The organism is Niastella koreensis GR20-10, from assembly GCF_000246855.1.
In the GTDB taxonomy this organism is placed as follows: domain Bacteria; phylum Bacteroidota; class Bacteroidia; order Chitinophagales; family Chitinophagaceae; genus Niastella; species Niastella koreensis.
Genome location: NC_016609.1, coordinates 5,074,720 through 5,095,673 on the forward strand (window position 1 = coordinate 5,074,720; position 20,954 = coordinate 5,095,673).

16 protein-coding genes are annotated in these 20,954 nt (G+C 46.6%); 12 read left to right on the forward strand and 4 right to left on the reverse strand.

The features are described 5' to 3' along the window. The first annotated feature begins 73 nt into the window (after positions 1 to 73). Genes NIAKO_RS19815 through NIAKO_RS19845 form a run of 7 tightly spaced genes read left to right on the forward strand, consistent with a single transcriptional unit; the run spans position 74 to position 8,654 of the window. On the forward strand, positions 74 to 1,321 hold the full coding sequence (locus tag NIAKO_RS19815) for an efflux RND transporter periplasmic adaptor subunit (protein WP_014220228.1): 1,248 nt from the start codon (positions 74 to 76) through the stop codon (positions 1,319 to 1,321). A 4-nt stretch (positions 1,322 to 1,325) separates the two neighbouring features. Then, the gene (locus tag NIAKO_RS19820; protein WP_014220229.1) at positions 1,326 to 2,786 is read left to right on the forward strand and encodes a TolC family protein; all 1,461 of its coding nucleotides are present in this window, start codon (positions 1,326 to 1,328) and stop codon (positions 2,784 to 2,786) included. 47 nt (positions 2,787 to 2,833) lie between these two features. Beyond that, positions 2,834 to 3,499, forward strand: a complete 666-nt coding sequence (locus tag NIAKO_RS19825; protein WP_014220230.1) for an ABC transporter ATP-binding protein — start codon at positions 2,834 to 2,836, stop codon at positions 3,497 to 3,499. A gap of 24 nt (positions 3,500 to 3,523) precedes the next feature. Continuing rightward, positions 3,524 to 4,759, forward strand: coding sequence for an ABC transporter permease (locus NIAKO_RS19830; protein WP_014220231.1), 1,236 nt, complete (start codon positions 3,524 to 3,526; stop codon positions 4,757 to 4,759). Between the two features lie 22 nt (positions 4,760 to 4,781). Further along, complete coding sequence (locus NIAKO_RS19835; RefSeq protein WP_014220232.1) at positions 4,782 to 5,957, forward strand: ABC transporter permease; 1,176 nt, start codon at positions 4,782 to 4,784, stop codon at positions 5,955 to 5,957. 44 nt (positions 5,958 to 6,001) lie between these two features. Further along, positions 6,002 to 7,375: a sigma-54-dependent transcriptional regulator gene (locus NIAKO_RS19840; protein ID WP_014220233.1), complete on the forward strand. Its 1,374-nt coding sequence runs from the start codon at positions 6,002 to 6,004 to the stop codon at positions 7,373 to 7,375. Further along, positions 7,359 to 8,654 (forward strand): sensor histidine kinase, encoded by a 1,296-nt coding sequence (locus NIAKO_RS19845; protein WP_014220234.1) that lies wholly within the window; start codon positions 7,359 to 7,361, stop codon positions 8,652 to 8,654. The genes NIAKO_RS19840 and NIAKO_RS19845 overlap by 17 nt, the downstream gene beginning before the upstream one ends. 20 nt (positions 8,655 to 8,674) lie before the next feature. Here NIAKO_RS19845 and NIAKO_RS19850 read toward each other — a convergent pair whose 3' ends face one another. Both NIAKO_RS19850 and NIAKO_RS19855 read right to left on the reverse strand, forming a co-directional pair. Beyond that, positions 8,675 to 11,086, reverse strand: coding sequence for an ABC transporter permease (locus NIAKO_RS19850; protein WP_041347037.1), 2,412 nt, complete (start codon positions 11,084 to 11,086; stop codon positions 8,675 to 8,677). A gap of 11 nt (positions 11,087 to 11,097) precedes the next feature. After that, positions 11,098 to 12,246: a tetratricopeptide repeat protein gene (locus tag NIAKO_RS19855; RefSeq protein WP_014220236.1), complete on the reverse strand. Its 1,149-nt coding sequence runs from the start codon at positions 12,244 to 12,246 to the stop codon at positions 11,098 to 11,100. A 181-nt stretch (positions 12,247 to 12,427) separates the two neighbouring features. Between NIAKO_RS19855 and NIAKO_RS19860 the strand changes: the two genes are divergently transcribed. Further along, positions 12,428 to 14,875: a glycoside hydrolase family 9 protein gene (locus tag NIAKO_RS19860; RefSeq protein WP_014220237.1), complete on the forward strand. Its 2,448-nt coding sequence runs from the start codon at positions 12,428 to 12,430 to the stop codon at positions 14,873 to 14,875. A gap of 44 nt (positions 14,876 to 14,919) precedes the next feature. On the opposite strand, the gene NIAKO_RS19865 is transcribed toward NIAKO_RS19860, so the two are convergent. Further along, the gene (locus tag NIAKO_RS19865; protein ID WP_014220238.1) at positions 14,920 to 16,944 is read right to left on the reverse strand and encodes a glycoside hydrolase domain-containing protein; all 2,025 of its coding nucleotides are present in this window, start codon (positions 16,942 to 16,944) and stop codon (positions 14,920 to 14,922) included. A gap of 302 nt (positions 16,945 to 17,246) precedes the next feature. On the opposite strand from NIAKO_RS19865, the gene NIAKO_RS19870 reads away from it, so the two are divergent. The 4 genes from NIAKO_RS19870 (at position 17,247) to NIAKO_RS19885 (ending at position 20,031) form a co-directional block, all read left to right on the forward strand. Beyond that, positions 17,247 to 17,999, forward strand: a complete 753-nt coding sequence (locus NIAKO_RS19870; protein ID WP_014220239.1) for a LytR/AlgR family response regulator transcription factor — start codon at positions 17,247 to 17,249, stop codon at positions 17,997 to 17,999. Between the two features lie 167 nt (positions 18,000 to 18,166). Continuing rightward, a complete protein-coding gene (locus tag NIAKO_RS19875; protein WP_014220240.1) occupies positions 18,167 to 18,568 on the forward strand; it encodes a hypothetical protein in 402 nt (133 codons plus the stop codon). Positions 18,569 to 18,589: 21 nt separating this feature from the next. After that, a complete protein-coding gene (locus tag NIAKO_RS19880; RefSeq protein ID WP_014220241.1) occupies positions 18,590 to 19,144 on the forward strand; it encodes a YceI family protein in 555 nt (184 codons plus the stop codon). Between the two features lie 11 nt (positions 19,145 to 19,155). Continuing rightward, positions 19,156 to 20,031: a DUF5777 family beta-barrel protein gene (locus tag NIAKO_RS19885; RefSeq protein ID WP_014220242.1), complete on the forward strand. Its 876-nt coding sequence runs from the start codon at positions 19,156 to 19,158 to the stop codon at positions 20,029 to 20,031. A 73-nt stretch (positions 20,032 to 20,104) separates the two neighbouring features. Here the strand turns inward: NIAKO_RS19885 and NIAKO_RS19890 are convergent, their stop codons facing one another. Further along, complete coding sequence (locus NIAKO_RS19890; protein WP_014220243.1) at positions 20,105 to 20,752, reverse strand: NAD(P)H-dependent oxidoreductase; 648 nt, start codon at positions 20,750 to 20,752, stop codon at positions 20,105 to 20,107. Positions 20,753 to 20,954 lie beyond the last annotated feature (202 nt).

Below are 20,954 nucleotides of genomic sequence, written 5' to 3' on the forward strand. Positions count from 1 at the left end.
CGCTAACACTTTCATTGTTAGCCGTTTCCGATTGGCACTGGTATTGGAACATATCAGTGACTAAAAACCTGCCATGGATAAACTGATTGAATCGGAAATGCTTTCCCGGAAAAAGAAAAGAATAGTATGGACTGTACTGATGGTACTGGTAATGGTGGCAGTGGCTACCTGGGGAATGCGGTCTTTTTTCGCTCCTTCGCTCAAACAATCCGATTTTACAACTGCCGTGGTAGAGAAGGGCGATGTTGAAAATACACTCACCGCCTCCGGCGAAGTAATGCCTGAATTTGAAGAAACCATTACCAGTCCCATTAATGCATCCATACAACTGGTGCTGATGGATGCCGGCAATCCTGTAAAAGCCGGTCAATCGGTATTGACCCTTGATAAATCATCTACGCAAACCGGTTACGAGAAACTCAAATTCCAACTGGAATCAAAACGCAATGATCTCCGCAAACTGAAACTGGAGCTGGACAAAAGCTTCTATGACCTCAAATCAAACAATGACATAAAGCAGCTGCATATTAACAGTTACGAAGCTGCGGTAGAAAATGCCAACCGACTGTACAAAGCCGGTGGTGGCACCCGGGAAAATATTGAACAGGCGGAGATGGACCTCAGCGTGGCCAAACTGGAGAAACAGCAACTGGAGAATGAGATCAAAAACAAGCAACAGACCATGCAGGTAGAAATACGTGAAGCACAAATTGCCGCTGACATCCAGGAAAATGACCTGCATGAGCTGGAGCGAAAGCTACAACTGGCCAACATTGTCGCCAGCCATGATGGCGTGGTTACCTGGGTAAATAAGAACATCGGCACCAGCATCGCGGAAGGCGAACCGTTAGCCCGCATAGCCGACCTGCGCAGTTTTAAGGTGCAGGGCAGTATTGCCGACAGTTACCTTGACCAGCTGCACAATGGCCTGCCTGCGATCATTCGCATTGGAGAAACGCAGGTAAAAGGCAAAGTGGTAAATATTCAACCCGCTGTGCAGAATGGGATTGTAACCTTCGATATCCAGTTGAACAAACAGGATAACCAACTGCTGCGCCCGAATATGAAAGTGGACGTATTCCTGGTTACGGCGGCGGTTCGCCAGGTATGGCGGGTGGCCAATGGCGCTGCGTTTAAAGGCGCATCTCCCTACCAGGTTTTTGTAGTTCGTAACGGCAAGGCCATCCGGCGGACCGTTCACACCGGCCTCAGCAATTTCGACTATATAGAGCTCAAAGATAATATCCAGACAGGCGATGTGGTCATTACCTCCGACATGAGCGAATTCAAAAATACACAGGAAATCATCATCAGGAATTAGCACCATGCCATTAAAATACTTTTATATAACAGCTGTGTTTTTACTCACTGGTCATGTATATGCCCGGCAGGCAGATACGCTTGTATTGACGCTGCCACAGGTAGTGGAGATGGCGAAAAGCAGGTCCATCGCGTCTAAACAGGCTTCTACTACCCGCGAAACAAAATACTGGCAATACCGTACCTACCGGTCCAATTACCAGCCACAGCTTGCGCTGAACGGGGTGTTGCCTGGTTATAATAAAACATTTAAAGAGGTACTGCAGCCAGATGGCACCATCCTATTCCAATCTGTTCACAATAACAATTCTTCGCTCAACCTGTCGTTCAGCCAGAGCATTGCCGCTACCGGCGGCACCATCTACGGCACCACGCAATTACAACGCTTTGATGATTTTGACCGGAAGAATACTTTGTACAACACCGTTCCGTTTGGCATCGGGTATAGCCAACCGATGTTCCAGTTCAATGCATTGCGGTGGGACCGTACCATAGAACCGCTCAAATTCCATGAAAGCAAACAGGCTTTTATCGAGTCAATGGAGCAGATCGCGATTACTGCCAGTGGTTATTATTTCGATCTGCTGCTGGCGCAGGTGAATCACCAGATAGCAGCCACCAATTTACAGAACACCCAAAATATCCGGCGCATAGCTGATGAGAAGTTTGCCCTGGGAAAAATATCCCGGAACGAGATCCTGCAACTGGAACTGGAACAACTGAAGGCACAGAAAGCGGTGGGCATTGCACGGCGCGATATGGAAATTGCCACCCTTAACCTGCGTGCCTATACCGGGCTGCAGCAGGCGGAGAAGATCAATCTGCAATTGCCCGATGCAGCCATTCAAATGGAAATATCGGTAAACCAGGTGTTAAAAGAGGCTTATGAGAATCGCAGCGATGCCATTGCCTTTGTACGCCGGATAGCCGAAGCGAAACGGGATGTAGCCAAAGCAAAGGGCGATAATGGATTGAATGCTACGCTGACCGCCCAACTGGGTTATTCAAAAAGCGCCGCCACTATCCCTAAAGTATATCACTCGCCGCAGGACCAGCAGGAGATCCAGGTTTCCTTTGTGATCCCAATCCTTGACTGGGGACGTTCCCGCTCAAGGACCAAAACAGCAGAAGCCAATATGCAGTTCACCGCATATGCAGTGGAACAGGATAAGCAGGTATTTGCGCAGGAGATAGTGACCCAGGTAACGCTCTTTGAGATGATGCAGGAACAACTGGCGTTAACTGCCAGGGCCGACAGCATTGCCAGCGAGAAGTACCAGATCGCCAGAGACCGGTATGTACTGGGCAACCTGGGCATTACCGACCTTAGCATCGCATTCCAGGAAAAAGACCAGGCAAAACGGGATTATGTATCGGCCCTGCGTGATTGCTGGGGTGCGTACTATCAGTTAAGATATCTTTCTTTGTATGATTTTGAGCGGAAAGAAAAGATCACGTACAGGTAACAGTAATAGAAAATTATACTTTATCAATATACATTAAAACAATTGACATGATCCGTTTACAGAATATAGAAAAAGTATACCGCACCGATACGGTAGAAACACTGGCGCTGAACAATATTAACCTGCATGTGGAGAAAGGAGAATTCCTGTCTGTGATGGGCCCTTCGGGCTGTGGCAAAAGCACCCTGCTGAATGTAATGGGTTTACTGGATGCACCCACCAAAGGAGAAATGAAGATCAATGGCCAGCAAACGGAAAAATTGCCCGACAGAAAACTGGCAGCGTTCCGCAACAATATGATCGGGTTTATCTTCCAAAGCTATCACCTCATCAACGACCTGAAAGTGCTGGATAATGTGGAACTGCCCCTGCTCTACCGCAACAGCACCGCCAAAGAACGGAAAACACTGGCAACCGAGGCCCTGGAGAAAGTGGGCCTGAGCAACCGGGTAAAACATTTTCCCAAACAATTATCAGGCGGTCAAAAACAACGCGTAGCCATTGCCCGGGCGGTGGTTGGCAAACCACAGATCATTCTGGCCGATGAACCTACCGGCAACCTGGACAGCGTTATGGGCAATGAAGTAATGGACATTCTGCTGCACCTGAATAAAACAGAAGGCACCACCATCGTAATGGTAACACACGATGAAAATATGGCAAGGAAAACCCACCGGCTGGTCCGGTTGTTCGACGGGGCCAGGGTGCAATAATTTTCTACATATTAAACCAGTAACATGCTTATCAATTATTTCAAAATAGCCATCGCTGTGCTGAAGCGCCGAAAGTTCTTCACCTTCATCAGCCTGTTTGGCATCAGCATTACCCTTACCATGCTGATCGTACTCACCGCTTTTATTGATAAAGTTGTCAATGACAATTACCCCGATAAAAAAAGAGACCGGCTCCTATACATCAACACCATCGAACAAAAAGGTGAGCATTCAATGAACTCAGGCACTTTGTCATTTTATTATTTAGCCCATTATGCCGGCCGGTTAAAAACCCCGGTGCAAATGGCTATATCCTCCACGCCTAAAGGTACCAACACCTATGTAAATAATAAGAAGCTATCATTCAATTATAAATATACCAACGCCGCCTATTGGGAAGTGCTGGATTATGATTTCCTGGAAGGGAAAGGGTTCAGCCGGCAACAAACAAATAATGCAGATCACGTGGCCGTGATTTCGGAAGATGCCAAAAAGCAGTATTTCGGCGACCTGCCTTCGGTAATAGGACAATATATCGAGGCCGATAATATCCAGTACAGGGTATGCGGGGTTGTAAGAAATGTGCCTGTAACCAACTATATGCTCTACAGTGATATTTACCTCCCCTATACTGTTTCCAAAGGCGATTACAACACCAATAAAGGTTACGGTGGAGATTACCTGGGCATCTTACTGGCTGCCTCACCCGCAGAAGTGCATACAATACAACGGGAATATGAACAGCTGGTAAACAGGCTGCCGATGAGCGACCCCAAAGAATACAACAAAATTTACAGCCATGCCGATCCCTTCCTGCTGGCATACCTGAGAACGGGCAACGAAGAAAAATCAGGCCTGGGCATTGCACTTATTGCCATCAGTGTATTTGTTTTACTGGTTATGCTGCTGCCTACGCTTAACCTGGTGAACATTAATATTACCCGCATCATGGAACGTTCTTCCGAGATCGGGGTACGCAAGGCCTTCGGAGCTTCTTCCCGAACACTCACCGGGCAGTTCATTGTGGAGAACCTGGTGCTCACCCTGCTGGGTGGATTGATTGGTTTGGTATTGTCGTTTATTGTATTGCAGATCGTCAACAGCATTCAGCCAATTCCTAACCTTACTTTATCTATCAATTTCACGGTATTCATTGTGGCCCTGCTTACCTGCCTGGTCTTTGGCCTGATCTCGGGCGTTTACCCTGCCTGGCGCATGTCGCGGCTTCCGGTAGTGACCGCCCTGAAAGAACAACAATAGTTCACTCATTTAAACAGTATATATGTTTAAGCACCTGTTCATCATGATCTGGAATAAACGGAAACAGAATTTCCTGCTGATGTTTGAGATCCTGGTCTCCTTCCTGGTACTCTTTGCAGTATTTACCCTCATAGTATACAACTTCCGGAATTACCATAAACCGATGGGATTTAATTATGACCGGGTATGGGTGGTCAATTACGACAATCCGTTAAAAACAACCAACAAGGATTCCATCATGCAGTTTTATGAAATCCTGCGTAAAAGCATTAAAGGGATGACCCCCGTAAAAGAAGTTACCATCACCAATAACAACATTCCTTTCGGGAACGCCACCCAGCAAACCGGCATTACTCAAAAAGGCGCGCTGATTGACCAGGTGAACTGGTTCCTGGCCGATGAAAGTTACCGGAATGTACTGAACCTCCGGTTACTGGAAGGGCGCTGGTTCGATAAACGGGATGTGGCCTCCGCCAACGCCCCTGTTGTTATTAATAACACGTTGCGGGAAAAACTCTTTGGAAAATTACCTGCTGTAGGGAAAGTGTATGGCGACCATGATAAAAGACTGGTGATCGGCGTAGTGGAAGACACCAAATTCAAAGGAGATTACACCGTTCCCGGCAGCGCCCAGTTTAGCCGCCTGGACACCGGTGATTATAAGTATACCAACAAAATGCTGCTTAAAGTAACACCGGATGCAGATGCAGCTTTTGAGGGACAATTGTATAAGACGCTGAGCAATGTTCTTCAACACGCCAACGTGGAAATTGAACACCTTGAAAATAAAAGAAAGACCATTAACTATTTTGCCATTGTTCCTATGGCCGTATTACTGATCGTTGCCTTGTTCCTGATGATCAATGTATCGATGGGGTTGTTTGGTGTGCTCTGGTATAATATCAACAAAAGAAAAGGCGAGATCGGCTTACGCAGGGCGGTGGGCGCAACCGGCCAATCGGTTTCGGGACAATTAATGGGAGAATCCCTGGTGCTGGCCACCTTTTCGTTGTTCGCAGGCTGTTTCTTTGCCGTGCAGTTCCCATTACTGAATGTGTTCGATCTGCCGGCAGGGATCTATGTAACCGCTATCGGGCTGTCGGTATTATTTATTTATACATTGGTATTCATTTGTTCCCTGTATCCCGGCAAACAGGCGGCGGCTATTTACCCGGCTGCAGCGTTGCATGAGGATTGACTACGTTTATCACCAGCCGGAAATTACCTAAATTGCTGTTCACTATGATCCTTATTATTGACGACGATATGGCTGTGCAGGCATCCCTGCTGCTGCTTTTTGAAAACGCCGGGTATACCGCCATGGCTGCCTCCAATCAGCAGGAAGCCATGGAACTCCTGCACCGCCATCCTGTTTCGCTGGTGATCCTGGATCTTAATTTTTCCATAGATACCAGCGGCGAAGAGGGCATTGCCCTGTTGCAACAGCTCAGGCAGTTTAACCGGGACGTGCCTGTGATCCTGCTCACCGGCTGGGGCACTATTCAACTGGCCGTACAGGGCATGAAGCTGGGCGCGAACGATTTTATAAATAAGCCCTGGGACAATGAATACCTGCTGCAATCGGTACAAACGCTGTTGCAATTGCAGGAGAAGCCGGAAAAGAAACATAACCGGAAAGAGCTGGACAGCCTTTACCAGCTGCGCTTCATCATTGGCGAAGAGGAAAGCATGCTCGAATTGCTCGACACCGTGGGCCGGGTAGCTGCTACGGATGCACCGGTGCTGATTACCGGGGAAAGTGGCACCGGCAAAGAACTGATCGCAGAAGCCATTCACCAAAACAGCCTGCGCCACAACAAGGCATTTGTGAAAGTGAACCTGGGCGGCATTTCTACCTCCCTGTTCGAAAGCGAGATGTTCGGCCACATCCGCGGCGCTTTCACCGATGCAAAAACAGACCGCACAGGCCGCTTTGAGCTGGCGCATAAAGGTACTATCTTCCTCGACGAGATCGGCGACCTGGATCTCAGCAGCCAGGTAAAACTGTTACGGGTATTGCAGGACAGAACTTACGAAGTGCTGGGCAGCAGCCGCACCAAAACCGTAGACATGCGGGTGGTGTGCGGCACCAATAAAAACCTCGACAGCATGGTGGCAGCGGGCACATTCCGTGAAGACCTTTTCTACCGCATCAACCTCATCAGCATTCACCTGCCGCCTTTGCGTGAAAGACCAACAGACATTCCATTGCTGGTGCAATTCTTCATCGGTAACCTGAAAGAGATCTATAACCGCCCGCAACTCACCGTTACGCGGGAAGCCATGAAATGGCTACAACAGTTGCCCTGGCCAGGTAATATAAGACAGTTGAAAAACCTGGTAGAACGCTCCGTGCTGATGAGCCGAAAAGACAACCTGGATATGGAAGACTTCCGCATACAACCGGAATTACCGGCAGCTAAAAAAGGAACTGTACAACTGCCACAGGTAGGCGCTTTAACCCTGGAAGAAATTGAAGTGCTGATGATTAAAAAAGCCCTGGATTTTCACCGGAACAAGATCTCGAAGGCGGCAGAATCACTGGGCCTTACCCGCAGTTCCCTGTACCGGCGGCTGGATAAATACAATATTCCCTACGATGAAACTTCGGACTAAATATATTCTTTTTGTTGTCATCCTGCACCTGACCGCCCTGGTATTGACGTGGTTTGTTTTCCGCGAATACAAGATCCTGTTCCTTGTATCGGAGGTGGTGATCATTATTTCCATTGCGCTTGCCTGGCAACTGTATTACCAGCTGCTGGCCCCGCTGAAAATGTTGATGCGGGGTACCGAAACCATCAAAGACCGGGACTTTACTGTAAAAATGCTGCCTACCGGTAAATATGAGATGGACGAATTGATCCATGTGTACAATCAGATGATGGATGAGTTGAGAACAGAAAGAACCAAACAGGAACAACAGCATTTGTTCCTGGAAAAACTGATCGACACCTCCCCTACCGGCATTATTATCCTGGATTATGATGAAAACATTCAGCAGGTGAATCCGCGGGCTATGCAGTTGCTGAATATGAGCAGCCAGGACCTGGCAGGTAAACCGGTAACTGCCATTATGCACCCTGTAACGGAACATATTAAACAATTGCCTACCGGGCAGTCCATTACCGTTACATTCAACAATGCGGTTACCTGTAAAATACAGAAGTCGCATTTTATTGACCGCGGTTTTTCCCGCCAGTTCATCATGATCGAAGAGCTGACAGCAGAGATCCTGGCGGCCGAAAAAAATGCTTATGGAAAAGTGATCCGGATGATGGCGCATGAAGTGAACAATACGATCGGCCCGGTTAATTCCATCCTGCAATCGGCGCTTCAGTCACAGTTAATGCAGGAAAAGAACGGAGAGCTTTTACGGAACGCCTTGCAGGTGGCCGTTGAGCGCAATCACAACCTCAACCACTTTATGCGAAACTTTGCAGACGTGGTAAGATTGCCGGAGCCGGTAAAGCAGGAGGTCAACCTGCAACCATTACTGGAAAATGTTATCCAGTTAATGCAAATGAAGGCCCGCGAAAAGGAAATACAGTTTGTTTATACCCCTGCAGAAACACCCTTTTATATGTACGCCGATGGCCAGCAGATGGAACAGGTGCTTATAAATATTGTAAAGAACAGCATCGAGGCCATTGACCAGCACGGTACCATCTGTTTTGAAACCAATCCTGCTACCCGTCAACTGATCATTACCGATTCAGGTAAAGGCATTCCACCCCATATAGCCGGTCAACTCTTCAGCCCTTTCTTCAGCACCAAACGCAACGGACAGGGTATTGGGCTCACCCTCATCAAAGAAATTTTACTCAACCATGGCTTTGAACTGTCGCTAAAAACGATAGCCCCCGGGCAAACGGAGTTTGTAATAAAGTTTTAAAGAAATAACCAGCCTACACTTTAATCCACCTTCAGACTTTTTACCGGGTTTGCTACTGCGGCTTTAATAAACTGACTGCTGATAGTAAGCCCGGCAATTAATAAAGCGCCCAGACCGGCCACCAGGAATACCCATACCGAAATACTTTCCCGGTAGGCAAAACCCTGTAACCATTTATCCATAAACAGCCAGGCCAATGGCGCTGCCACCAGGAAGGCAATGCATACCAGCTTCAGGAAACTGGCGCCCAGCATAACCACCAGGTCCGGCACGTTTGCACCCAACACTTTGCGAATGCCTATTTCCCTGGTACGTTGTTCAGCAGTATAAGCCGCCAGGCCAAACAGTCCCAAACAGGCGATCAGGATGGCGAGGGTGGTAAAAAGCGCGGCAATTTTTCCGGTGCGTTGTTCCGCGCGGTACAGGTTATCAAAATCCTCGTCCATAAAGGAGTAGTCAAATTCCTGGTTGTTTGAAAAGCTCTTCCACTTTTTTTCTATGCCGGCTAACAAAGCCGATAAGTTGTCACTATTCATTTTAACAGCCAGTACATCGGGCCGATCGCCCTGCTTTTTCCGTTCAAAAGCGGTGGTCATGGTTAATACAACCGAAGAAACATTATCCCTGAGCGAATTGAAATTAAAATCTTTCACAACACCTATAACATGATATTGCTTCTGGTTATCGCCAAGCACAATGGTCTTATCAAGGGCGTCACCAGCAAAGCCCATGGCCCTGGCGGCTGTTTGATTGATGATGATGGCCGATGAATCGGAGGAAAGCGCGGCATTGAAATCGCGCCCTTTGTCAAGACTCATATTCATGGTACGCAGGTAATCCTCATCAACCGGCCAGAACTCCGTTTGATGTACATTGTTATTGGCAGAAACATAATTCGTCCACCTTCTATGCCCGGTAGGCACAAATGAACTTAAGGTGGCGCTTGTTACACCCGGCAAATGCAGCACTTCCTGTTTAAAGGCGGCACCCTGTTTATTCAATGCATTCAAATGTTTTACCAGCAACACCTGCCTGCGGTTGAAGCCAAGACTTTTGTGTTGCATATAGCTCAGTTGATTGTATACGACCAATGTACCAATGATTAAGAAAATGGAAATGGCGAACTGGAACACCACCAGCAAACTACGCAGCCTGCTCCCTTTAACTCCGGCTACGGTTTGTCCTTTCAAAACCTTTACCGGGTTGAAAGCCGACAAAAAGAAGGCAGGATACGAACCAGCCAGCAAACCAACTATAAGTGTAATGCCTGTTACAGCCGGGAGCAGCCAACCAATCATCGTGCTGGTAACAGTGAGGCTTTTGCCTGCTATCTGATTGAACGCCGGTAACAAGGCCCAGGCAAGCAATACCGCCGTAAGCATGGCAAAAAAACTCATCAGCACCGATTCAGAAATAAACTGCAATACAAGACCTGTCCGGGGCGAACCCAATACTTTCCTGATGCCTACCTCCTTTGCCCGGCCGGCAGCATGCGCGGTGGAGAGGTTCATGAAATTGATACAGGCCAGCAACAGGATGAACAGGGCAACACCCGAATAAATATAGATGTACTGAATGTTCCCATTCGCACTCAGTTCGTTCGCCCGGTTGCTATGCAGATGAATATCATATAAGGGCGTAAGATTTAATTTTATATAGTCGCCCTGTTTTTCCATGGCGTCAATGAAATCAAGGTATTTCTTCAGGAAGGCAGGGAATTTGGCTTCCAGCTTTTTGTAATCAGCCTGTGGCTTCAATAACAAATACGTATGGAAAGGAAAAAAAGCAGCCAGGTTTTGATTGGAAGCTATAGGCTGCGAAGCCATCGACTCTAAACAATCAGCCTCAAAATGACACTGGGCGGGCAGATTTTTAATAACCCCGGTGATCCTGCAAATCGTACTCTTATTGTCGTCACCTACCCTGGTCAGTACTTTACCCAGCACATGCGTGGTGCCAAAATACTTTTCCGCCATTCGCTCTGTAACAACGATGGTGTTTGGTTCTGCAAGGGCCGTGTTGGGATCTCCTTCCAACATAGGCAGCGTGAAAACAGCAAAGATGGAAGGATCGCAAAACAGGGTGTTCTTTTCCAACACCAGTTCCTCTCCTTTTTTGAACCGCACTTCCTCATCGGACAGCAGCCTTACGGTATTTTCTATTTCAGGGAAATTAAGTTGCAGCGCTTCCGCTGCTTTAGGCGCAGCAATAGCGCTGGACGTTATACTGGCATTTATCTTTGTATCGGAGTTTACCCGGTAGATCCTGTCGCCTTTACTATTGAACCGGTCGTAACTGGTTTCATCAAACACATAAAATATTATCAACAGGCATACCGCGAGGCCAATGGTAAGTCCGGCTATATTGAGCAAGGTAAAGCCCTTATTCCTTTTAAAGCTGCGTAAAGCGGTTTTAAAGTAGTTTCCCATCATGGCTTACAATGCTATTTTTCTTTAAGATACTTCTTCCTGAGATATTCATACGCCTTTTTTTCATCCGGCGATTGCGGCTTTGCAAACAATAGATATTTGCTATAATATTTTTTGGCAGCCTCGTCATTTTTCAAATACTGGTCCTGGATGCGCCCGCAATCATACAACATCAGGGGGTCTTTAAACAAATAGTACGCCGTATCGTAGTGTGCAATGGCCTTTTTAAACTGCTTCATTTCTCCGTAGTTATCGCCCATGGCGTGAAAATAATATTCAGCTGTATTGGAAATCGCCAGTCCCAAACAGGTTTTCAGCAGTTCATTGCTTTTATCAAACTCACGCAACTTTGCATATGATTTTGCCTCATAGTAAAGTACATTTTCGCCAGCCATCTCGTGGGCAACCATATAATCACATACCCTGATGCAATCTCTGTACATATTCATAATATAATAAGATAATACCACCTGCGTAAGTGTATTTAATGATCCTTCTCCCAGGCGCATTAATTGTTCACCGGGAATAACAGCCTTTTGATAGGCAGCCGCATCGTAAAACGACTTTACCTGTAACTTTAAATAAGGAACACTTACAGAATCCCGCAAAAGACCTGCCCCGATGATACTGTCTGCCCGGTCATAATTTTTCTGATCAATTAAAAGATCAGCCAGGGCCGCGCCATTTTTACTATCGGTGGGCAACAAGCGGTATGCCTGTTCATAATAAACAATGGCGGAATCTTTTTTATTTTCCCGGCGGAAAAGGTCACCCATCTTTTTGTAAAAACCTGCTTTTTGCGGATTACCAGTGATCAACCGGCTCATGTATCGGCGGGCTTTTGCCGGCTCATCATCACTATAGAAATCCGAAAAATACAAATTGGCCGAAGCATGGGTGGAGTCAACGTCCAGCATTTTTTGATAATACTTACCGGCATTGTTCTGGTCATCGTTCTGTTGATAGGCATATCCTAAATAACCCAGGGTTTGCAGATTTACGCTATCTATTTTTTCGATAGTAAGTAAATAACTGATAGCCTCTTCATACTGCATATTCTGGAAAAAGTCCATCACTTTATTTTTATCGGGAACCGGGGACTGGGCTGCTGCATGGCCAGCCTGCACTATCATGATAACAAGGATACAAGGTAATATTCTCATATATAGGTAATGGTTAATAAAATAAGATGCTGAACCGTTAAATTTCCATAAATGGTACGGCCCGAAGTGTAATCCAATGGTCAAACTTTATAGTTTGCACCTACCTTTTTGTTTCCTATCTTCAATTGTTTGTCAACGCCACCTCACCGGGCGTTATGTTTAACTTACTACCTCAAAGCATATGAAAAAATCATTAGCATTGGCCTTGCTGCTGCTGTGCCCTGGCGGTTTATTGTTCGCGCAGATTGATGAGCAATTAAAAGAAGATATCCGCAATACCGGGTATGTACACAGTCCGCTCCCACTCGATTACAGTAAATCTTTTGAAACATTCGGCCTTACCAAGAAAGTAGTCACCAGCGACCTGTTGTGCGATATGGAAGACCTCAACAAATGGTCGCATAAAGGTATTGGCGGCATGTCGGTCACCGGCGAAAGAAGCATTTCAGGAAAACACAGCCTGCAACTGGTAGCGCCTACTACTTATCCGCAATTCCTGGGTTGGGGGTTGGGCTTTGGCACCTCCATGGCCAGCTATGATGTTGGCGGTGCAAACTGGGAAAAATACAACCGCCTTCATTTTTACATATATCCCAATTGCGAAGGCGCCCGCAGTATATACCTGAACTTATATGTAGAAAATGATGGTAAAATAAAAGTACCGGATAAGTATGAGCGGGAAGGCTTTCATGAAATCAATTTAATCAACGGAAAGTGGAATGAATGCTTTGTAGAAATGAGCGAACTGGCCAGGGACAAAGTCACCAAAATCTCTTTTGCCATTGAAGTTTTTGGTAAAGAACGCACCATGGGCGACTCGCTGAAATTTGATATAGATAAAGTGTCACTGGAAACTGTTGAACACCCCGAAGTAGTAACCGGCTGGACACCCGCTGAAAACCGGATCATTTACTCCACCACCGGTTATGGCGTAGAAAGCGAAAAAACCGCCATCGTGCGGGTGAATGGCGCCAACGAAAAATTTCAACTGGTAAACAATGTTACCAATGCCGTCGTATACGAAGGTAAGATCAATGCTGCCAAAACAAATATCGGTTCCTTTGAAACAATTAACTTCAGTGACTTCAGAAAGGAAGGGCAATACGTTATTCGCGCCGGTAATGTCACCAGTAAACCATTCTTCATCAACCGCAATATCTGGGACAACTCAGCCTGGCGCGTGCTGAACTTTATATTTTGTGAACGTTGTGGGTATGCAGTGCCTGGTAAACACGGTGTTTGCCACAGCGATCTGCACGCCATAGTCGATGGCAAAATCTTCCCTTTCAACGGCGGCTGGCACGATGCGGCGGATATGTCGCAACAGGTGCTGCAATCGGGTGAAATCGTATATTCCCTGCTGGAGATGGCCAACCGGGCTAAAGAAAAGAACAATAAGGATTTGTTTCTGCGTCTGCAGGAAGAAGCGGAATGGGGCATCGATTGTATCCTGAAAGGCCGCTTTGGCAATGGCTATCGCGCGCAAACCTGGGGCACTAATCTATGGACGGATGGTTTTATTGGCACCGGTGACGATTCTACCCAACGAAGATTGGTACATGTGCACAACCGCGCCTTCGAGAATTTTGTTTTTGCCGGCATTGAAGCCTATGCTTCCATGATGATAGCAAACGATGCCATGCTTAAGGGGCATCTCAGAAAGGTGGCGATAGAAGATTTTGCGATTGCTAAAAAACGTTTCGACAGCCTTAGCTTTAACGACCTGAGCAGTATCGGCGGCGGCGGCGATCATGCTGCCATGGCTTCCAACAGCCAGTATTCGGCGAACATTTCTTTAGCCGCCAGTTTACTGTATAAACTAACAGGCAACAAGTACTATGCAACTGAAGCAGCCAATGCCATTCAATATACCCTGCAATGCCAGCGTACCGAACCGCTGGGAGATAAAAATAAAACCAGTGGGTTCTTTTACCGTGATCTGAATAAGCGATCCATTGTGCATTACACGCACCAGAGCCGCGACCAGGTATATATGCAGGCCCTCACCGCGCTTTGTGAAACACAACCCAACCATGCCGACTATGGAAAATGGTCAGCAGCTATCAGGTTGTTTGGAAACTATCTCAAAACAATTACCCGGTATGTTCAACCATATGGTCTGGCGCCAAGTGGAGTGTATAACATCAATGAAGTGCAGGACTCGGTTAACTTTTATAAAGTACAGGTGGGTATTTTCAGCGGGGCGGCCAAAGACTATAAGGAGCAACTGGAAAATGGGGTTAAGCTGGACAATGAACATTACTTAAGAGTATTCCCCGTTTGGTTTTCCTTCAGAGGCAACGCGGCGGTTCAACTGTCAACAGGTAAAGCAGCTGCGTTAGCCGGAAAATTCCTGAAAGACAAAGAGCTGATGAATATTGCCGAACAGCAATTGTTCTGGATAGTAGGAAAAAATCCTTTTGGTCAGTCATTGATGTGGGGCGAAGGAAGTAATTATCCGCAACTCTATACTGCATTGCCGGGCGAAACCGTAGGCGCTATCCCGGTAGGTATGCAATCGAGATTTAATGAAGACACGCCTTATTGGCCGCAATTCAATACAGCCACCTATAAAGAAGTCTGGGGCGCACCAGCCGCCAGGTGGTTGTCACTGATCGCCGAATTTTAAGTGGAATAAACAGCCCCGACTGCAACATCGGGGCTGTTTACTTTTTACTCCAACGAAGGCACCCAAAGCTGTTCCGTTCCCCATTTTTCATTGGGCTTTTCCGAGGCCGTGATCACCAGTTCCCCGCCTTTCACCAGTTCCTCATGCGTAAGCCAGTTGCGGTTAAGCGGCTTCCCATTCAGCATGGCTTTCTGCACATAGCGGGCCGTAGGTGAAAACTGTTCTGTTTTTATAGTGAAGTGTTTACCACCAGGTTGATGCAGGGTTACCTCTTTGAATAAAGGCACATGCAGGTAATACACCGGCCAGCCTACACAGGCAGGAAAAAATCCACAACCGGCAAATACAAACCAGGCAGACATAGCGCCGGCATCATCGTCCATGGTGCGGATATAGCCATCGGGCTGATTGCGATACACGCGGTCTACAAAAGGATCGATACCGCGGCTGTTGTCATTAAAGTAATATTGCACCACTGTGTCTACTGCGTATTTATGCACCAGCGCCTGCGATTTCCACGGCTTACCGGTAACGTTATATAGCAACGGCGCCTGAATATCCGGTTCGTTGGCATGATTGTACAGGTCGTTATCAAAGAAGTGATCGAGTTGTTGCAGGTAATTCTTTTCGCCACCGGTGAGCGTCATAAGTCCCTTTACATCAAAAGGCACAAACCAGCGGTATTGCCAAATGGTGCCCTGGTACAAATTGCGCGCTCCTACCCTGTCAACATCCTTGCGGTCCAGGTCTTTAAAATCTTTCTCCCAGGCCGTTTTATATTCAGCAGCTTTTTTAAAAAAACGGTCGCTTTCTTCTTTTCTGCCGGCTATGGCCAGCAATTGTGAAAGCGCCCAGCAGTCGTAACTTGCTTCCAGCGCTTTATCGGGCGAACCAAAATCAAGCCGGTTGCCTTCCGCAATAAGTGAGTCCGCAATTTTATTAATGTCAACAGGATTTCCTTTGCGATAAGCATCCAGCAATATCACCATGGCATGTTCGGTCCGTACGGTATTGGATGGTTCATGCAGGGTTGCATAATTCTTTTTACCATACGGGTATAAATTGGCAATAGAGAAAGCCATATCCCGGTATTGTTGCGGATACAACACAGATAACAAAGGCAATTGCGTACGGTAATTGTCCCAGATTGACCAGCCATTATATACGTTGCGATCGTTGTGTTGCAGGCTGCCATCGATGGCGCGATAACTTCCGTCTTTAGCAGAGATCACATACGGGGATTGAATGGTACGGTACAACAGGGAATAGAACAATTTTTCCCGGGCAGGATCACCCTTTACCTGCACCACACCCAGCATATTGTTCCAGGCTTTTGCACTTTGAGCCTTTTGTTGTTCAAACCCGGCAGTGGAAAGATCCTTGGCTGCATGGGGTACATCTATCGAAGAAAAGGCAACATTCACCCGTACTTTTTTACTTTTAAAATTTACCAGCAATTTATGTTCGCCAGAATCTGCATAGGTAACCTTCGTATTGAAATGAATGACGTAATATACCCGGTACACGCCTACATTACAGGTGGTGGTAGATTCAACCCAGCCGGCAATAGTAGTATCAGTAGTGGTATGTTCTTCCGCTACAAACCGGTTCGACAAAGTATGGCTGAGATCGATGTAAAACCCTGGCTTGCCCTGCGCAGGAAAACTATATTCCTCTACTCCATTATTCTGGTTCACGGCAATCCGGGTATGAATGCCATTGGTAAAACCTGCTTCATAATAACCAGGTCCTGCCGTTTCTGTCGCTTTTGTCAACGTACCGTCCCCAACCAATGGTTTGATGAGGATATTACCACCACTTCCTTTACACCCCACTCCTTCAAACCGGTTATGGGTGAACCCCAGGAATGTTTTTGCCCGGTGCTCATACCCCATATGCAGGTCGGGATAGGTTTGTGGGCCAATGCTCATAAAGCTGAACGGGTAAGAAGCAGCTGGCGACATTTGACCACGGTCGCCGGAAGAACCGAGAAAAACATTCACCTGGTCTGCCTGTGCGGCTGCATACTGAAAAGAAAAAATAATTAATACAAAAGCAAGGAATTTCATTATTATAATTTAAATAACCTCAAAAAAAATTGCCCCGGTTAGCGGAGCAGGCAACCTCAAAATTATTACTTCGTATAATGCAGATGACCCGAATCCGTATTAATATAACTTTAATTTTTCATGAAACGATCATCTAATTTTCTGTAATTTGCAGGAACGTTTCCCCTATACAACATCTCCCTATAACCGCCCTGCTGCCCTTATTATTATAATTTACCCCAGCTTGCCATAAAACCAGCTCCTTCCGGGAGCGCGGGATAGCTATGTCCATAATATAAACCTTAGATATTATCCTATAGAATATGCGCATTTTGATCATTGAACCAGAACTGGCAATTATAAATGAACTGGAGAACATTTTACTGGAGATAATTCCTGATGTAGCGGTCAGCTATTGCAGTGATATAGCGGCAGCCAGAAACTGGTTTGGGGAAAACACCCTACCCCAGCTGGTATTTTCTGCAATCACCTTTCCCGATGGGTGGGGCTTTGATTTATTGTCATCGCTCAACAATATCCCGCCAGTGGTGTATATGAATGTCAACGACCGGTTTGCAATGGAGGCGTTCCGCCAAAACGGGATATATTACTTATTAAAACCATTGGATAAAACAGAAGTGGTAAAAGCGGTTTCCCGGTACCGGTATTTACTGTCCAAAGAACCTTCCGCTGATGAAATCCCCAAAGAAACCGGCAACAAATTCCAGGACAGGTTCCTGGTCACAGTTGGGAAACAGGTAAAACTGGTGAAGGGAGAAGAAGTAGCTTATTTCTTTTCAGAACAGAAAATAGTGTACCTCATTACTTTTGCCGGCAACAAATACCGCACGGGTTTTACGCTCGAACGGCTGGAACAATTACTGGACCCGGCCAACTTTTTCCGCATCAACCGCCAGTTTATCATTCATCTTTCGGCTATCGTAAAAATGATCCCCGCCAGCAAATCTCGGCTGCAGGTGGTTTTGCAACCCAACACTACCTATAATACCACTACCAGCTCCGGCCGTACAGATCCTTTTTACAACTGGCTGCTGGGTGGTTTTAGTATGACCTGAACAAATGGTATAGCGTAAATGAACAACCGGTCCTGATAAATGCCCATTCGGGTATCAATATTTACCAATGGGTAATTTCCGGCAGTGCAAATAGCAATCAAGCATAGTAATTGAATGCTGTAATTGCCTTGAGAAAATTTAATTAATCACCCAAAAGAGAACGAACAGTGAAAACCAATATCCTTACGTCGCTTGTTACAAGCGCCCTGCCTGTTAAAAACAGGCAGTCGATCATTCTTGCACTCTTCATCCTGCTCGGCGCAAGCTGCACCAACGACAAAGCAGAACTGTTGAATCCACCTCAAAAAAATGCCTGCGACACGTTGAATGCTACTTTTGTCACGGTAAAATCTATCATCACTACCAAATGCAGTTCTTCCCGCTGCCATGGCGCCGCTGCCGCCAAAGGAGGTGTGATACTGGAAACCTATGACCAGATAAAAGCAAAAGCAGACCGCATTAAACAACGGGCCATTATAGAAAAAACAATGCCTCCTTCGGTCCCGCTATCCACCAATGACATCGCCGTTTTGCAATGCTGGCTCGATTCCGGAATGCCCAATAATTAAAGTAAAAGAAATATAAACCACATGAAACATTTTATTATGCTGGCAGTATGCCTGCTTGTTACCGCTTTGGCCTTTTCTCAAAAAAAATATTTCACCAAATCAGGACAGGTCACTTTTAATGCCGGCACGCCGGTAGAAGACATCGATGCTACCAATAACTCAGCCGTAAGTGTTTTTGATGCCGCTACCGGTCAAATGGAATTCGCTGTGCTTATTAAAGGATTTGAATTTAAAAAAGCGTTGATGCAGGAGCACTTTAACGAAAACTATATGGAAAGCGATAAATATCCCAAGGCGCTGTTCAAAGGAAAGATCGTGAACCTCGACAAAGTAAATTTTCAGCAAAATGGGGTTTATCCCGTAACAGTGAAGGGACAGCTGGATATGCACGGGGTAAAGAAAGACGTAGAAACAACCGGTACCATGAAGGTAAACGGAGATGCGGTTGCTTCCAATGCCGGCTTCACCGTATTACTGGCCGATTATAATATCGCCATTCCTTCGCTGGTAAAAGACAAAGTATCAAAATCAGTGACCATAAAAGTGAACTGTAACTATAACCCGCTTAGTAAATGATAAACCGGAACATGAGAAAATTATTAGTGTGCCTGTTGTTTGTAGCTATTGCCGGCGGCGTACAGGCGCAGGAGCTGTTGTCGATGATCGACACCAACGAAGTGAAAAAGAAAGAATTCGTTCGCAATGCGTTTAAATCGAGCCGGGTTATAAACGGCCATTCCATGGAGTTTATCGGCAAGGGCGTGCTGGATGTGCGCATCCTGCACCGTTTTGGCGAATTGAATTCAGGCGCGGGCAATCTGTTTGGGCTCGATGAAGCCAATATGCGGTTGGGGTTTGACTATGGCATTTCCAACCGGTTAACCGTGGGGGTTGGCCGCAGTACTGCCGGTAAAGAGCTGGATGGGTTCCTGAAGTACAGACCCGTTTGGCAGTCAACCGGGCCCGGTTCATTCCCGTTTTCCATTGTGTTGGTTACCGGCATAACAGTAAGCACCACACCCTGGGCCGATACCACCCATAAATTCACCTTCAACCACCGCATGGCATTTTATAATGAAGTGATCATTGGAAGAAAATTCAGCGAGCAGTTCAGCCTGCAGGTGTCGCCCATATTTATTCACCGGAACCTGGTACAACTGGCAACAGAGGAAAACAACGTATATGCCATTGGCATAGGCGGCCGGTTTAAGTTATCTAAAAGGATTGCCTTTGTGGCCGATTACCATTATATAGCCAAAGGGCTTGACAAAAAGATCTACAAGGACCCTTTATCCGTTGGGTTTGATATTGAAACCGGCGGGCACGTGTTCCAGCTTCATTTCTCCAATGCCACAGGCATGAATGAGAAAGCATTCATCACCAACACCACCAGCGACTGGGGAAAAGGCGAAGTGCGGTTTGGATTTAATTTGTCGCGTGTGTTTACAATCAGTAAAAAATAAAGGCTTAATGTCCGTCCAGGTGTAAAGACCCATTGGGTCTTATAAAAGGGTCATCCGCCAGCTGGCGGAGGCCCTATTTTTTTAGAAACTTCGGCGTTCCCAGGTCCAGCGGACCTTCACCAGGCCAGGGGCCATCAGAAATTTTCAGTTCCGTATGCGGCCAGGCTACCCAGTTATGCCGGGGCATGGCAGCAGCCATAGTAAGATTTTGCAAAACTATTTGCAGGTCGGCTATTCGCCACACATCATTATTAGGGTCATCTTCATTACCAGTGGAGGCCTCGATCGCTTCCTGCCCGGTACGCGATAAAACAACCGTAGAACAGGGCGGGCTCCAGCACCCCAATCCGCCAAATACCGCCTGTAATCTCGCGGCCACTTCAATGCCACCTACAGAATCCATAGTAACGGCACAGGCAACGGGTTTACCAAAGTAAGCCGGGGTATTTTCAAAAGCAGTAGTTACTTCAATAAACCGTTGCAAAGGCGAGCTCCAGTTATTCCAGTATACGCCGGTTATTACCAGCAAGCCATCACAACCAGTCAGCAACTCATATACTTCCCTGATGGTTGGCAAGGGATCGGTTAGCGTAAGCAAGGTTGCCTGATGTTGCAACCCTTTCAGCATTTCCGCCGCCTGTTTTGCCACAGCGCCTGAATTACCTGCAGCGCCCCGGAGGGAACCATTGATGATTAGGATATTATTATCAGTATTCGTCATGTTATTTAACACTAATAAGGCTCAAATTACCAAAAATCGCCGTTTGCCGGCTAAGACAGCCCTATTATTAACTCCCTTTAAATTTCGCACATTTCAGGTCGTTAGCCAATGATAATTGTCATGTGGCGCCATCTCTAAGATCAACCGTTCCTCTGCCCGGCATCATCATTCTCCTGCGTGCAAAGAATGACATTTGGGGTGC